The organism is Leptospira ilyithenensis (assembly GCF_004771005.1).
GTDB classification, from domain to species: domain Bacteria; phylum Spirochaetota; class Leptospiria; order Leptospirales; family Leptospiraceae; genus Leptospira_A; species Leptospira_A ilyithenensis.
In genome coordinates this window covers 21,180-34,293 of sequence record NZ_RQHV01000050.1, presented here as the reverse complement: position 1 = coordinate 34,293, position 13,114 = coordinate 21,180, and the positions used below count along the sequence as shown (strand labels likewise).

At 40.2% G+C, this 13,114-nt stretch carries 21 protein-coding genes; 6 read left to right on the top strand and 15 right to left on the bottom strand.

Annotation, left to right across the window (positions count from 1 at the left end; translation table 11 throughout):
- Positions 1–80 precede the first annotated feature (80 nt).
- The 3 genes from EHS11_RS11400 to EHS11_RS11390 form a co-directional block, all read right to left on the bottom strand.
- Positions 81–857: an isocitrate lyase/PEP mutase family protein gene (locus EHS11_RS11400; RefSeq protein WP_246047814.1), complete on the bottom strand. Its 777-nt coding sequence runs from the start codon at positions 855–857 to the stop codon at positions 81–83.
- Between the two features lie 132 nt (positions 858–989).
- Complete coding sequence (locus EHS11_RS11395) at positions 990–1,487, bottom strand: MepB family protein (protein WP_135764540.1); 498 nt, start codon at positions 1,485–1,487, stop codon at positions 990–992.
- Positions 1,488–1,546: 59 nt separating this feature from the next.
- Positions 1,547–2,359: a dienelactone hydrolase family protein gene (locus EHS11_RS11390; RefSeq protein ID WP_135764539.1), complete on the bottom strand. Its 813-nt coding sequence runs from the start codon at positions 2,357–2,359 to the stop codon at positions 1,547–1,549.
- 259 nt (positions 2,360–2,618) lie between these two features.
- Here EHS11_RS11390 and EHS11_RS11385 point away from each other — a divergent pair, with 259 nt between their 5' ends.
- From EHS11_RS11385 to EHS11_RS11375, 3 genes are all read left to right on the top strand, one after another.
- A complete protein-coding gene (locus EHS11_RS11385; RefSeq protein ID WP_135764538.1) occupies positions 2,619–2,999 on the top strand; it encodes an ArsR/SmtB family transcription factor in 381 nt (126 codons plus the stop codon).
- Entirely contained in the window at positions 2,962–3,435 is a 474-nt protein-coding gene (locus tag EHS11_RS11380) for an SRPBCC family protein (RefSeq protein WP_135764537.1), read from the top strand. Before EHS11_RS11385 ends, EHS11_RS11380 begins: the two co-directional genes overlap by 38 nt.
- A gap of 61 nt (positions 3,436–3,496) precedes the next feature.
- Positions 3,497–3,967, top strand: a complete 471-nt coding sequence (locus tag EHS11_RS11375) for an SRPBCC family protein (RefSeq protein WP_135764536.1) — start codon at positions 3,497–3,499, stop codon at positions 3,965–3,967.
- 43 nt (positions 3,968–4,010) lie between these two features.
- Here EHS11_RS11375 and EHS11_RS11370 read toward each other — a convergent pair whose 3' ends face one another.
- The 8 genes from EHS11_RS11370 to EHS11_RS11335 form a co-directional block, all read right to left on the bottom strand.
- Complete coding sequence (locus tag EHS11_RS11370; protein WP_135764535.1) at positions 4,011–4,988, bottom strand: NAD(P)-dependent alcohol dehydrogenase; 978 nt, start codon at positions 4,986–4,988, stop codon at positions 4,011–4,013.
- Positions 4,989–5,633, bottom strand: a complete 645-nt coding sequence (tmpT, locus tag EHS11_RS11365) for a thiopurine S-methyltransferase (RefSeq protein ID WP_135764534.1) — start codon at positions 5,631–5,633, stop codon at positions 4,989–4,991. It abuts the gene before it with no gap.
- 46 nt (positions 5,634–5,679) lie between these two features.
- Entirely contained in the window at positions 5,680–6,084 is a 405-nt protein-coding gene (locus EHS11_RS11360; RefSeq protein WP_210413675.1) for a hypothetical protein, read from the bottom strand.
- Positions 6,069–6,398: an MmcQ/YjbR family DNA-binding protein gene (locus EHS11_RS11355; RefSeq protein WP_167884416.1), complete on the bottom strand. Its 330-nt coding sequence runs from the start codon at positions 6,396–6,398 to the stop codon at positions 6,069–6,071. The genes EHS11_RS11360 and EHS11_RS11355 overlap by 16 nt, the downstream gene beginning before the upstream one ends.
- A gap of 1 nt (position 6,399) precedes the next feature.
- Complete coding sequence (locus EHS11_RS20190; protein ID WP_246047812.1) at positions 6,400–6,684, bottom strand: hypothetical protein; 285 nt, start codon at positions 6,682–6,684, stop codon at positions 6,400–6,402.
- Positions 6,685–6,975: 291 nt separating this feature from the next.
- Positions 6,976–7,149 (bottom strand): hypothetical protein, encoded by a 174-nt coding sequence (locus tag EHS11_RS11345; protein WP_342775446.1) that lies wholly within the window; start codon positions 7,147–7,149, stop codon positions 6,976–6,978.
- Positions 7,150–7,183: 34 nt separating this feature from the next.
- Positions 7,184–8,242: an alpha/beta fold hydrolase gene (locus EHS11_RS11340; RefSeq protein WP_135764532.1), complete on the bottom strand. Its 1,059-nt coding sequence runs from the start codon at positions 8,240–8,242 to the stop codon at positions 7,184–7,186.
- 142 nt (positions 8,243–8,384) lie between these two features.
- Positions 8,385–8,801 (bottom strand): DUF1761 domain-containing protein, encoded by a 417-nt coding sequence (locus EHS11_RS11335; protein WP_135764531.1) that lies wholly within the window; start codon positions 8,799–8,801, stop codon positions 8,385–8,387.
- Positions 8,802–8,951: 150 nt separating this feature from the next.
- Here EHS11_RS11335 and EHS11_RS11330 point away from each other — a divergent pair, with 150 nt between their 5' ends.
- From EHS11_RS11330 to EHS11_RS11320, 3 genes are all read left to right on the top strand, one after another.
- Positions 8,952–9,665, top strand: a complete 714-nt coding sequence (locus EHS11_RS11330) for a TetR/AcrR family transcriptional regulator (RefSeq protein WP_135764530.1) — start codon at positions 8,952–8,954, stop codon at positions 9,663–9,665.
- Positions 9,666–10,251: 586 nt separating this feature from the next.
- A complete protein-coding gene (locus tag EHS11_RS11325; RefSeq protein WP_135764529.1) occupies positions 10,252–10,575 on the top strand; it encodes an ArsR/SmtB family transcription factor in 324 nt (107 codons plus the stop codon).
- Entirely contained in the window at positions 10,568–11,062 is a 495-nt protein-coding gene (locus EHS11_RS11320) for an SRPBCC family protein (protein WP_135764528.1), read from the top strand. Before EHS11_RS11325 ends, EHS11_RS11320 begins: the two co-directional genes overlap by 8 nt.
- A 210-nt stretch (positions 11,063–11,272) precedes the next feature.
- Here EHS11_RS11320 and EHS11_RS11315 read toward each other — a convergent pair whose 3' ends face one another.
- From EHS11_RS11315 to EHS11_RS11300, 4 genes are all read right to left on the bottom strand, one after another.
- The gene (locus EHS11_RS11315) at positions 11,273–11,884 is read right to left on the bottom strand and encodes a class I SAM-dependent methyltransferase (RefSeq protein ID WP_135764527.1); all 612 of its coding nucleotides are present in this window, start codon (positions 11,882–11,884) and stop codon (positions 11,273–11,275) included.
- A 43-nt stretch (positions 11,885–11,927) separates the two neighbouring features.
- Entirely contained in the window at positions 11,928–12,296 is a 369-nt protein-coding gene (locus EHS11_RS11310; protein WP_135764526.1) for a DUF2200 domain-containing protein, read from the bottom strand.
- Positions 12,297–12,368: 72 nt separating this feature from the next.
- Entirely contained in the window at positions 12,369–12,503 is a 135-nt protein-coding gene (locus EHS11_RS20485) for a DUF4357 domain-containing protein (protein WP_135764704.1), read from the bottom strand.
- Between the two features lie 177 nt (positions 12,504–12,680).
- Positions 12,681–13,097, bottom strand: coding sequence for a GFA family protein (locus EHS11_RS11300; protein ID WP_135764525.1), 417 nt, complete (start codon positions 13,095–13,097; stop codon positions 12,681–12,683).
- Positions 13,098–13,114 lie beyond the last annotated feature (17 nt).

The following is a 13,114-nucleotide window of genomic DNA, read 5'->3' as shown; positions in this document are numbered from 1 at the left end:
GCATGTAAGGAAAGGCGGTAGAAGAAAAAAACATACTAGTAGGATAATAGGTATTTGTGTTTTCGCTATTTTTAAAATCATCAGGTTCTAGTCTCCCATGCTTCGAAAAATTCACATAATTCATTATGAGGATATTGATTGTCTGCAAAGGTAAAGCTGCCTGTTTCTTTTATCTCCAAAGCCGCTCTGCGAATCAGACCAAAACAAGCCCTCGCAAGACTTCCTCCTATGCTGATTCGCCTAACTCCGAGAGATTTTAGATGATCAACTGTTAGTTTGCCTTGAGTGAGGCCCATGACGACATTGATAGGTCCTTGAATGGAGTTTACCAATTTACCGATTGTTTCCGCGTCGCCAACGCCCGGAACAAAAAGACAATCGGCCCCTGCTTTGTAATACATATTGGCCCGCCGAACCGCCTCATCAAACGCATTGGGGTGGTTTGTTAGAAACGCATCTGTACGGGCTGTTAGGGTAAACGGTAGGTTGTTTGCATCGGCTTCCTTTCGAGCGGCATAAATGCGCTCGCTTGCAAGTTCCGCATCCAGCAATGGAGAAGATTTGTCACCGCTCAGATCTTCCAGATTGCATCCTACAACTCCGATGGCAATTGCCTGGCGTATCGTTTCCGCTACTTCGGAAGGTTGAATTCCGTAACCAGCTTCGAGATCCGCACTCACCGGAATGTCGACAGCGTCTACGATCGCCTTAACACGCGCGAGCATAGTTTCACGATCTAAGACTTGGTAGTCGGGCAAACCTGCTGCAAAAGCAATGCCTGCGCTGGTTGTTCCAATGGCAGAAAATCCGCAACCGGCCAACATACGAGCGCTTCCGGCGTCCCAAGCATTTGGCATTACGAATGTATCTTTGGTATGAAGATTTCGAAAGGTCTCGGCATTGAGGCGTTGCGTAGACGATATCATTTGCTAATTTCGTTCTTTACATTTCTCTCAGTCAAGTTGGAATCCGCGTTCCAATGAAGTGGATTATTTTTTGTAGTTTAAAAGGAATTTGGCCCGGGTCGTGTCGATAGGTTTGTTTTTGGAACTTTCCAGAAAGTATTCCAATTGCCATTTCTGGGTCATTTGCGCTTGTTTGTTTGTCGGAATATCCCATGAAGGATAGATTCTGAATCCGAGTTTTCCTTCCTTTTTGCCGGATATGATTCCTTTTTCGTATAATACATGTTTGGGGAATATGAACTGTCCCGAAAGATTTTTATTGTTAGCACGAATGATAAAATAATCTATGTTGTCCTTGATGTTGAATGGTTTGATCGGTCCGTTGTCTTTTCGTTTCCATAAAGTGACAAATTGACCGATCTTTGTAGGAGTTATTTTCGCGATCCGAAATGTTATTTTCAAATCATCAATTTCAAAATGACAAGCGCCATACTCAGAACTTTCCTTTTCCATGGAAGGGTTTAGTAATTGAATGCCGCAATGATCAAAAACATTCTCTTTGATATCATTTAAATGATTCATAATTTTATTTTCTCACTTATGCCAAATCTATAAAGATTTTCTAAAGACAGCTCGAAATATTATGTGAGCCGCTGAACAAAGAACGACAGGATTTCATCGCGAGCTGCCATTGTCGGTTGGCCGGCTTCGTCAATCAGATGGACAGTCACAACACTATGTGGGAACGGCACATGTTCTGCGAAAAACGGTGGGACGGAAGTGTTGGCGGCACTGTCGGGAAGTACTCGTCCGACGAAGCGATCCCCAAGGGCCTCGGAGTAAGCCGCAAAGCGTTCGGCTTTGCAAAGCTGGTCTCCTTCGAATCGGTAGGCGATTACAGTCAGGTCTTCCCGGATGAGTCGCTCTCGAATTGCCTCAAGTTCGTCGGGAGCAATCCCGATACCGGAAAGATCGTTGAACGGTAGACTCGGCTGGGATAAGACGGGTGCCAACATCAAGGGCTCAAGCATCATCGACAAAGCAAAGTTACCCGTGAAGCACATTCCAATGGCACCGACTCCTCTACCACCGCACTCTTTGTGTGCGAGTCTTGCCAATGTTCTCAGCCATTGCGTAACTGGACTAGATTCGTTGGCTGCGAATGCGCGAAACTCCGCACTAACACAAGCTCGTCTTAGCACTGTTTTTCCTTCCTTGGCACTTGATATCACTCCATCAAGACCGAAGAGAGATGGCATATAAACTGTCAAACCTGCATCACGCACCCAACGGCTGAAACGCGCTACATGGGGACTGATGCCCGGCATTTCGGTCATGACGATCACTGCGGGTCCACTGCCAGCTACATATACTTTCTTCGTAGCGCCATCGAGAGTGATTTCCCGACATGTGAAATCTTCGAGAGCATCGTTTTCATTTATGTTTTGCGGCATAGTAGTAGCTCCGTAAGGACTGGGTAAGGCTCAACGCAGACTGTTAAATAGTAGAACTTGATTCTCTAGAAAAATTAACAGGTCTACTTTGAGAAAATTCAATTCATTGATCCATTCATTCGGAATTTCTTCAATCATTTGTTTAAAGTTAAAATTTAGAATTTTTGAAGAGGACGCATTATTTCCTAAAGACAAAAAAATACTCAACTAAATGGTTTAATAGTTGACGAAGTTTGAATAGCTTGAATTATTCAACTAGATGGTTGAATTATATAAAAAAGAGCAAAAGTTGGATCGTGTATTTGCCGCGCTTGCCGATCACTCAAGACGGCAAATGCTAGCGAGTCTACGGAAACGCCCGCTTACGATTTCAGAATTGGCAGAGCCATTTTCTATGTCGTTTGCCGGAGTTGCCAAACATATCGAAGTACTTACCGAAGCAGGTCTTATACGCAAAACACGCGCTCCGGAAGACGGCCGTAGTTTTCGGCTTGAGCTGCAAAACCAATCACTTTCCGAGGCATCTTCCTGGCTCGCCTACCATCAGGAATTCTGGACGAACAAACTCGATAGACTCGAGACTTTCATAGAGGAGCAAGACAATGACCACAGAGGTCCTAAGAGTAGAAAAAAAAATTAATGCAGAACCGGCTCGGCTGTTTCGTGCGTGGCTGAAAGCCGAAGACTTTTCGCGCTGGTTTTTATCCGGAGATCTTATTGGCATTGAATCGACTAACATAGATCCACGTCCAGGCGGTCGATTTCAAATCAATATGCTTCTTGACGGCAAAATATTCCCGCATGAGGGCGAATACATTACCATTGAAGAGCCCACAAAGCTTGTATTCACCTGGCGATCCCATGCAACCGGAGGTCGTGATACACTCGTTACAGTTACGTTTACTGCGCTGCCTGCGGTTACCGGCAAGAGTTCGGCAGGTGCGGTTAACAAACCACAGACGCTTGTAACATTGGTTCACGAACGTTTGGCAAACGACATTGAAATTAAAATGCATCACCATGGGTGGGCGAGTATTCTTGAGGGTCTAGAAAACTGGATGGCAGAGAAAGAATAAAATAACGTTTTGATTCGGCATTGCCGGAAAGAAAAAACAACAAAGGAAAAAGGAGCAGAATATGAATGGGATATATCACAAAATAGGAATTCGCGCTGGAGCTACTGATGTGGTAAAAGCGCTGACGACAAAGACTGGCCTTGCAGGTTGGTGGACTAAGGAAGTTGAGGGAGCATTTTCCGGCGGGTCTTCTGCTGTAGGTGAATCGATTCACTTCGGCTTCGGACACAAAGCCAATATGGAGATGAAAGTTCGGGAGTTTGCGCCAGAGCGTGTTCTTTGGGAATGCACTTCAGGACCGGACGACTGGATCGGTTCGCATATCGATTTTAATTTGAAAGCAAGCACTGCACCGGACGGAGCGGCCATGACGATCATCCACTTTCGCCATCAAGACTGGAAAAATGAAAGTGATTTCACAGCACATTGCAGCATGAAGTGGGCAACCTTTCTACTCAGTCTGAGAAATCTTGTCGAAGTCGGCCACGGTCAACCTGCGCCGGATGACATTAAGATTGATGATATGAACTAATGGTTTTTCTTATGCGCGGGTTGTCAGGCAACACCGCGCATTTTCACACACTGATACTGATGATGACTTTCCCTCCGGCATGCCCTTTTTCAAGATATCTGAGAGCTTCGGGAACCTCATTTAAACTATAACGTCTATCTATCACCGGCTTTATTTTGCCTTCTTCAAGAAGCATCTTTAAAAAGAGCAGATCCTTCTGATTCGGAGTTGATGTTAGGGCTCCCATCTTCTTGTTACCGAATAAGGATATCCATGGACCCAACAGTAGAGCTTGGAATAGCTGGGCAGTATCGCCTCCGGCCATAACATAAATCCCTCCGACATCTAACGCACGTTTGTAATCGAAGATGGAACGAAATCCGTTCACCGCAAGAATAAGATCATAACGCTTTTCACCTTTCGTAAAATCTTCCTGAGTATAATCAATAACATGATCAGCGCCAATTGAACGTGCCATATCCATCTTTGCGGTACTGCATACTGCGGTTACTTCCGCTCCAAAATACTTTGCAATCTGCACTGCAAACGTACCAACTCCCCCGGAGGCTCCGCCTATCAAAACCTTTTGTCCCGGTTTTATCAGTCCCTTATCGCGAAGTCCGTGTAAGGCGGTGAGACCGGCCAAAGGAACTGCCGCCGCTTCCTCGAACGATATATTGGTTGGCTTCAAAACCAGTTCGTCTTCACAAGCAGATTTGTATTCTGCAAATCCTCCAAGACCGGATTTGAAAACATCTCCGAACACCTCATCGCCAGGTTGAAACTGAACAACATCTTTACCTACGGCTTCCACTTGTCCCGCTATGTCGGAACCGAGTATTGGGAATTTTGTCGGTTTAAAAAGTCCTGTGTGCAGCCGAGCTAAAAACGGGTCAGCTCTTAGAAGACGCCAGTCCGCAGCATTCACGGAGGCAGCATGAATTTTAATTAAAACTTCGTTGGCCTTGGGAGTAGGCTTTTCTACTTCTTTAAACTCAAGAACATCGGGGGATCCGTACTTTGAATATACGATCGCTTTCAATTAATTTCTCTCCGACTGCAGTAGCCAAACATTTTCTTTTGCAGTAGTTTTTCCCTTCAACCCACCAATTACATTTTTGCTTTCAATAGGATTTAAATTATAATGATCTTTATAGTGTAGGTTTACTTCTTCATTGCTAATCGAAAAAGGAGGACCTTCTACTAAGCTTTGATCGTATTCATAACAAATGAGCAATTGCGGTGCTTTATCAGTAATCTTCATTAAGTGCGTTGTATATCTGTTGCGCATTGTTTCGGGAAGCGCGACTAGGGCTGCCCTATCGTAAATTGCATCGACCGGACGGAGTATCTTGTCAGACAAATGGAAAATATCACCGACAAAGATGTCGATATTTTCTGCACTGTAATGATCCACTTCACCAACGACTGATATTTTCGGTGCAACATCAAGTTCAAGAAATAATTGCTCAATCGCTATTTTGCTGAGTTCGGCTCCGGCAACACGATAGCCATTTGAAAGTAACCAGGGAATATCAAGAGTCTTTCCGCATAATGGTACGAATACGCGGCTGCCTTCTGCTAAAGATAGCTTTTTGAAATACTTTACCAGTAGCGGATTAGCTTCCCTTTCGTGGAAAGCGATCTCGTTTTTTCCCCATTTTTTGTGCCAAAAACTTGCATCCATAATAACCTCTTTAGTAATTTAGTCACCAATACTTTATCATGTTAGATTACTTTAAGAAATCCGTAAGTAATGGTAATAAGACTTTGGCACTAGCCATATGATCCTGTCCTGCCAGCTTGTTACTTACATCATGTATGCCCCAAGGACTTTTTTCACCAACAATAATATGAGTTGGTAAGGAAACACGTGAGGCTCTTTCCAACGGTGGTAGATCCTGCATTAAGGCAATATCATAAGCAAGTGTCGAAGCTAGAGCCTTCATGATTCGCCAACCGGGAAAGAGCGGTAATAACCAAACAAATATTCTAGGCATCCCAGCTTCGATGTCACGTTCTATAGAGTATGGTAAAGTGTTTCCACTATCACCGCGACCACGGCGGTCGAAGTTATAAACGGTAAATTTACCGGAGAATGCCAATATGTTATTTTTTTTGTTTAACCAAATCGACAAGTTTCTTTGGTGCACTCACAATATGCAATAATCAACATATCCTTGAAAAGGTTTAAATTCACAGAGTTTAATTCGACTTTTGTCCAACCTTGTTGACCCCATTTGTTATCAATAGGATAAACGCAGCTACCCGAGGCCGATGAAAAGAACTCCTGATCATTTTTAGAAAATTTCAAAACGGCTTCTTCGTCCTTGGCATCGAAAGTTGCAAAAATTTTATTTTTCACTCTGAAGGAAATTTTCTCAAAATGAGGCATCTCTTTCACTTCCGGAAATGCAAAGACAAGTTTTCTAAATTTATCAAGAGTAATCATATTAGATAGGCTGTTCGGCGAGTTCTTTTATGTTCAGGAGTTGTTTACGCATCATTATCCAATCTCCCCAGGGAAGCAAGGCCGCTATAAGTTTATGAGATGATCGCTTCACAAGAATTTTTACTAACAACTTCGAAGATCCATCGTCTCTCTCTTGCACTAGGTATGTCATCGCTATTTTACCGAAAAAAGATTCTATTTGGATGTCATTGGTAACAAGAGTTATGTGTTCGGCATCCTTGAATTGTGCCAGTTCGAAAATGATAAACGTTTGTCCGATACTCAAATCTCGTAGTTTTGGATTCAACGTTTTAGGGCTAGGCTTTCCTTTATTGTCAATCCAGTCGTAGCTGTATGGTGCTACTCTTAATTGGCATAGCCATAGGAAGACGCGCTCAGGCGATGCATTTATGGATATTCCGCGAAATAGAACGTCATCAGGATTGCTTAGAAATTCATCACAGGCAAAAACTTGACTTTTCTCTGACTCGGATATTTGCCATGAATACGCGATTGAGTTGGGTAGTATTTTTAACATATAAAATTGTAACTAATTTCATCTTTAGTCTAATCGTTTTTACATATGTAAAGGATAATAAAAATGAACAACACTTTCCGGAGTAGTTCCGGTTGATCTGTAAAATTCAATTGCATAATCATCCCCTAAATCAGCTTGTAAGAAAACTTCTTCTACACCGTTTTGTTTGCAGTAATATTGATGCAAGGTATAAGCAGTTAATCCTCTGACCACCTTATCCTGATACAACGCAACAAATACAAAGAAGTCAATTTTCGAAAAGAGCTGTTGAGTTTATTACAGAAATCAATTTTTCCGCGAAATCCTTTGGCCTTTCGAAATGAGGTGCATGCGAACAACATTCAAACCAATGTATACTTTTTTTAGGACTTTTCAAAGCTGAAACATATTTTACTAATATTTCTCCAGGATTGTAGTAATCGAAACGTCCTGAAAAAAAGTAAACAGGAACGTTAATTTCAGGAGCCTCTTTAAAAAGATCCATCTTGAAAAAGAACGGTCTAATTCGGGAAGCGGTCTTCCAAATTCCGGGTAAATAAGTCAGCATGTTAACTAGTGAATAATCCGGGGAATCGAACATTACTCCCCGGAGAAATTCATCTTCATCGTTTCTATGATCACCATGAAACATCCCGACTCCGAATTTGTTTAACCATTCCCGTCTATTTTCCAAGTATGATAATAGAGTTAGATCTTTTACCTTTGGAGCTAAGCTCGGATCTTTGTTTGCTTGATTCAATATAAATTCATAAGAAATCCGAGCACTTTGTTCGCCATTGACTACGGGTCCAATGCCGATGTACGCAAAAAAATGCTCCGGATAGCGATGGGCAACTATTGCACCGATGTATCCACCCCAAGAATGCCCCATAAGAACGATTTTTTGAGTATGAAATTTTTTCTTGAGGAAAAGAACTACTTCAAGGGTATCTGAAATGTAAGTTTCGGGGGTTACTTCCGGCATGAATAATGAAAAGGATTTGCCTGAGCCACGCTGATCCCAATTAACAACGATAAAATGGTCTTCCAAGTCGTTATAGAAATACCTTGCAAAGCCTATGGAGGCGGCACCCGGTCCACCGTGAAGAATTAACAAAACAGGTTTTTCTATATCATTGCCACGAGAAAGAATCCATTGACTGGCTCCGCCGATCTTGACTTTTTCTAAAGATGAAATGGGTGATGAAGGTTTAATATTCGGTTCTTTTAAATTGCTTTGAGTTTTACAGTTGAGAGTGAAAGTAAAGAAAAGGCAAAGGATAAGAGTATTCCGAATACTTGATTTTTCTCTTATAAATTTTTTCATATATTTAGGAATTATATTCTTTTAGGGTCTATCGCATAACAAATACAAACATGGGATCGGTTTTTTTCAAAAAATCATTTCAAAAAAGTAAATCGATTTTCAAATCAATTCAGTAATCAAAAAAGTTCTGAACTTGCGAATGCTATCTTATTAAACAAATAATAACGGCAACAATCAAACTGGAAAGAAAAAAGTAGCTTCCGCTAATTAAACCGTAAAAAAGCGGACGAGGTATGTTTGGGTTAATCGCAGTATTGACAGTAGTAGAAGCCAAGTAACCGATCCCAACAATGGAACCAAAGATAAGCGCATTTGAAACCGATTCAATTTTTAAGGCATAAATCAAAATTGCACTTGCAACGGTTGAAACAAAGCCGCATACGAAGGGTCCTACAATGAAAATGGGTGCAGGTTTTTCTTTGGGTGTATATTCTTTACCTAGTGCTTCTGCATAAAGTCGACCAAAAAATACTGTAAACCAAAGTCCGCCCAAAATGGAAGAGGTCAATGCAGCCAATATGACAGCTATCCAATTTATTTCGGTTATTAGATTAAACATGAATCGTTCTCCTTAGTTCTTTTCGGTTGTTTTTTATGTTATCAATGATAACATAAAAATGATATCATTGATAATGATGGATTTTATCCAAAAATGGTCAATAAAAAATAAGGACTTTTGTTAATAATATTAGGTTTCAGGTTTTGATGAATGAATAAGGAAAAACAAGATGCGAACAGGACACGTATACTCGCCGCGGCGGAACGTCTTTTAAAAAGTATTGGTCGGGATGCCATTACGATTCGTGCGGTAGCTGATGAGGCAAAAGTACAACTTCCTACGATATACAGGTTGTTTGGTGATAAGAGCGGTCTTCTCGATGCTATTGCTGAACATGGTTTTGTAAGGTATATGAAAATTCGGCCCAAATCCGAAGGAACATTAAATCCAATTGAAGAATTACGCGCAGGATGGGATATCCATGTCAGATTCGGACTGGAGAATCCCGAACTTTACGGGCTTATGTATGGGGAATCATACTCAGGTAGATTTACACCGGCTGCGCAGATTGCGTATGATGGACTGAAAAATCTCATTATTCGTTTGGCGACCTCCGGGTGCCTTAAGGTTAGCCAGGAGGAAGCTACGTTTAGCGCATTTGCATCTGCATCAGGGGTTGTTCTTACGATGCTTTCCTGGCCGGATTTCCTTCACGAGAATTCTTATTATATAAATATAAGAGAGTCTATGATTTCATCTATTACAACTGAATCATATAGTAATGGCGATGAAGTAATTTCTAATGCTTTGCAAACATTAGGCGCAAACTTAAAGGATCTGAACGTGTTATCCCAGAACGAAAAAAATCTTTTGCAGGAATGGTTGAAACGTAGTTATGCGAAGTTTTCGAGGTTGAAGAATTAAGTTAAGCCATAGATGGCGTTTTCATGGATCCGCTTTTGATAGATTTCGCTTTGTATTCTTTCACTAAAATATCCTTACTTTGTATTGCAAATTAATTCTGTCGTAACACAAGATTTGCGCTAAGCGAAACGGAGGTCTGTGTTATTTTTGTCTCCAGTTTATGTAAAAAAATCATTGTTATTCTCCCGATATGATTTTACACGAAAATCGACCATCAGGTTCGGCTTAGAACTTAGTTGTTTCTCTTGTTTGGAGTTAATATTAGGTGATATATCTATTGATCCTTTAGGATTTCGTCTAACGAACTAACATGATCGAGGTTCATTTTTATTTGTTAAGAAAAAAATTTCTATATATTTTGAATCTTTCCGACACTGGCGAAAGATGTGAAGCATTTCTCTGTTTATATTTCAGCAAGTGCTTTGTTAGGTGTAGGGTTCAGCCGTAACTATCGGTAATCCGATTTTTATGTCTCATCGGGGGACTATACAAGACGATTTTGAATATTTCTGTCCGGGTTTACTTCTGACTTTTTGAATATTAATTAAGTATTGACTTAATTAATAAAATACTTAAATATGCTTATATGAATACGTTTGCTGCTCTGGCAGATGATACGAGAAGAGAAATTGTGACATTGGTAGCCAAGAACGGTGAGCTTACCTCAACCGAGATAAGCCGAAATTTCAAGATGAGTTCACCCGCTATTTCACAGCACTTAAAAGTACTAAAAGAAGCGAAACTGCTTCAAATGAAAAAGGAGGCGCAAAAACGTATCTATAGTCTTGATAGTTCGGGGATAAATGAAATGGAAGATTGGTTATTGGATATTAAAAACTTATGGAATAAACGTTTGGATAAGCTAGAAAAATACCTGTTGAAAATTAAGAAGGAGAAAGGCCGTGATTAAAAATAATGATAATACAATCATTCAAGATAATAAAGTCATTTATAATAGATACTTTGATGTACCAATCGATCTTGTATTTGAGGTGTGGTCATCTCACGAGCATCTTTCACAGTGGTGGGGGCCGGATGGCTTTACATTAACGACAGAAAGTATGGATTTTTCAAATGGCGGGATTTGGGACTTCATCATGCATGGTCCTGACGGACATGACTATAAAAACAAAATTCAATTTATAGAAATTAAGAAACCTCATTCCATTTACTATAAACATATTGGTGACGGTGAAGGCACCGAGGATGTTGATTTTCAATCGAAGATTATATTTGAAGAAGCTGGTGAAGGAACAAATCTAACAATGGAACAGATTTTCCCGAGCAAAGAAGAACTTGAAAGAGTTAATAAAAAATATGGTGCGATCGAAGGTGGTAAACAACATATTGGCAACCTCGGCAAATACTTGGGGAGGTTAAATAATGTTTCATCATGAAATACTTGTTAAGTTTGTCATCTTTTTGAACGTTGCTAGTATTGGGATGTGCAAGTTCAAAACCCAATTTAGCAACTAACGAGTAAAAATGTGGAGATGTTTTCATTATCGCTCATTTCTTTGAGGCCGATATAAAGACTGTCTTTGAAATGTGGGTCAATCCTGAACTCTTTTCCAGATGGCTTGGGCCGAAAGGCGCCACTATGTCCTTTAGTTTTGTAAAACTAATTTGGACCAAAAAACATCCTTCTTGGATTTAATAAGACTTGGTTGATTTTCGATAAGAAAGATTTTTTTCAATCCAATCTTTTGCGCATGTATAACAGTAAGCGTAGTATTTGTAGGAAAAACATGAGTGCCTAAACCTGGAGGACCATTTCTAAGAGAGAGAGCAAAAATACCGTTAGGTTTTAATAGATTTTTAATTTTAATTAAGGAATCCAATTGTTCAACATCATTTAAGTGATGCCAAATACCGGAAGCAAGAATGAAATCGAAGCAGCCATGATGGAGATTTAAAGATTCTAAGTTTGGTAAAGAATCATTAATCCATCTTATATTTTGATGAGGATAAAGTTTTTTACCCACATCTATAAATTCCTGCAAAGGTTCAACGGCAATGACAGAATGACCTATATTTGCTAAATAAAAAGCATCTCTCCCGATACCTGCACCAATGTCAAGAATAGAAGCATTTTGATCGGTTAGGAAGATGAGAAAGTCTTTGTGCAGTTCAGAGAATTCAATTTTTGTTGTAGCATCTATGAATTTATCAATTGAAATAGAATAACCTTCAATCCCTTTTACGTTCGGAAAATTCATTACTCAAAGATAAGTTTTCTTAAAAATAAGCAAAACCTTTTTATTAATTCATTTGATGATCTTGTTTGCGTAATATTTTTTCCATAGCCTTTCCTCTTGCTAATTCATCAATTAATTTATCAAGGTAACGAATATTTCGCATAAGCCCATCTTCAATCTCTTCTACTCGATATCCGCAAATCATTCCCTTGATAAGTGAAACATTGTCGTTTATGTGTGGCGCCTGTTCAAAAAATTCTTCAAAATTGACTTCTTTATTCAGTTGTTCTTGTAAGGTTTTCTCGTTATATCCGGTGAGCCAAAAGATGATTTTATCAACTTCTGATTTAGTTCGGCCTTTTTTCTCTGCTTTTTGCAAATAGAGAGGATAAACACTAGCAAATGATACTGTAAAAATCTTTAGTTTTTTCATTTGACCTTCCTTTAATTTTGCACACAGATGTTAGTCGTACGTGAGCATTGCGAATATAACAGTTATGCGCTGTTAGCTTTCTACAGAATCTTTTAATTTTATCCTAGTTTCCGTTTTCCATTCTTCAGGTCCGGACGAAGCTGTTCCTAAAACCACACAAGATGCTGCCGATGGACTACTAAAAATGGTATCTTCGAAAAAGAAAATGAATTATTGAACTCAATCAATACATTTGTTTCGATTAATTTAATTTGTAGAATAAAATTATCAACTAACGATTCATCCGCTTCTGATAATGTAGATAAGGCAGGCTTATTCGAATTATCGATTTCAGAATTTTTTATATGAGCTTTAGTTAATTCACCTTTTCTCTCCGACAATCCTTTATGTCGGAGGCATCTTTTCGAATTTTGGCAGTAACGGATCGATGTGGTCCCAAGTGTTACCGCGCACAGAGTATGTCACTGCCTGCGGTTTGTATCGACGCGGATCATCAAGGCTTGCAGCGTGCACCGTAAATAGTTCAGGCATTGCGGCGAACGTCATGTACACGGGCGAGCCGCATTTTGGGCAAAAGCCACCAGTCTTGGTATTGCCACTGTCGCCAACCATATTAAAGTGTGATGCTTGACCATTAAGCGTTACAGCTGCCCGAGATGGAAACGTCAGATAGGACCCATGGCCAGTGCCACTCATCCGTTGACAGTCCCGGCACTGACAATCATTCATAAATATCGGTTCATCAGAAATGTTGTAACGAATTTCGCCGCAAGCACATCCACCTGAATAGGGATTATTCATATTTGTTCTCCATTTGA

What these genes read in the sequence shown, in the direction of transcription:
- EHS11_RS11375 (WP_135764536.1), top strand. Translation starts at nt 3,497, where the DNA reads ATGAATGGGATATATCACAAAATAGGAATTCGCGCTGGAGCTACTGAT.
- EHS11_RS11335 (WP_135764531.1), bottom strand. Translation starts at nt 8,801, where the DNA reads ATGTTTAATCTAATAACCGAAATAAATTGGATAGCTGTCATATTGGCT.
- EHS11_RS11385 (WP_135764538.1), top strand. Translation starts at nt 2,619, where the DNA reads ATGGTTGAATTATATAAAAAAGAGCAAAAGTTGGATCGTGTATTTGCC.
- EHS11_RS11340 (WP_135764532.1), bottom strand. Translation starts at nt 8,242, where the DNA reads ATGAAAAAATTTATAAGAGAAAAATCAAGTATTCGGAATACTCTTATC.
- tmpT (WP_135764534.1), bottom strand. Translation starts at nt 5,633, where the DNA reads ATGGATGCAAGTTTTTGGCACAAAAAATGGGGAAAAAACGAGATCGCT.
- EHS11_RS11300 (WP_135764525.1), bottom strand. Translation starts at nt 13,097, where the DNA reads ATGAATAATCCCTATTCAGGTGGATGTGCTTGCGGCGAAATTCGTTAC.
- EHS11_RS11395 (WP_135764540.1), bottom strand. Translation starts at nt 1,487, where the DNA reads ATGAATCATTTAAATGATATCAAAGAGAATGTTTTTGATCATTGCGGC.
- EHS11_RS11400 (WP_246047814.1), bottom strand. Translation starts at nt 857, where the DNA reads ATGCCAAATGCTTGGGACGCCGGAAGCGCTCGTATGTTGGCCGGTTGC.
- EHS11_RS11355 (WP_167884416.1), bottom strand. Translation starts at nt 6,398, where the DNA reads ATGATTACTCTTGATAAATTTAGAAAACTTGTCTTTGCATTTCCGGAA.
- EHS11_RS11325 (WP_135764529.1), top strand. Translation starts at nt 10,252, where the DNA reads ATGAATACGTTTGCTGCTCTGGCAGATGATACGAGAAGAGAAATTGTG.
- EHS11_RS11390 (WP_135764539.1), bottom strand. Translation starts at nt 2,359, where the DNA reads ATGCCGCAAAACATAAATGAAAACGATGCTCTCGAAGATTTCACATGT.
- EHS11_RS11330 (WP_135764530.1), top strand. Translation starts at nt 8,952, where the DNA reads ATGAATAAGGAAAAACAAGATGCGAACAGGACACGTATACTCGCCGCG.
- EHS11_RS11380 (WP_135764537.1), top strand. Translation starts at nt 2,962, where the DNA reads ATGACCACAGAGGTCCTAAGAGTAGAAAAAAAAATTAATGCAGAACCG.
- EHS11_RS11315 (WP_135764527.1), bottom strand. Translation starts at nt 11,884, where the DNA reads ATGAATTTTCCGAACGTAAAAGGGATTGAAGGTTATTCTATTTCAATT.
- EHS11_RS11310 (WP_135764526.1), bottom strand. Translation starts at nt 12,296, where the DNA reads ATGAAAAAACTAAAGATTTTTACAGTATCATTTGCTAGTGTTTATCCT.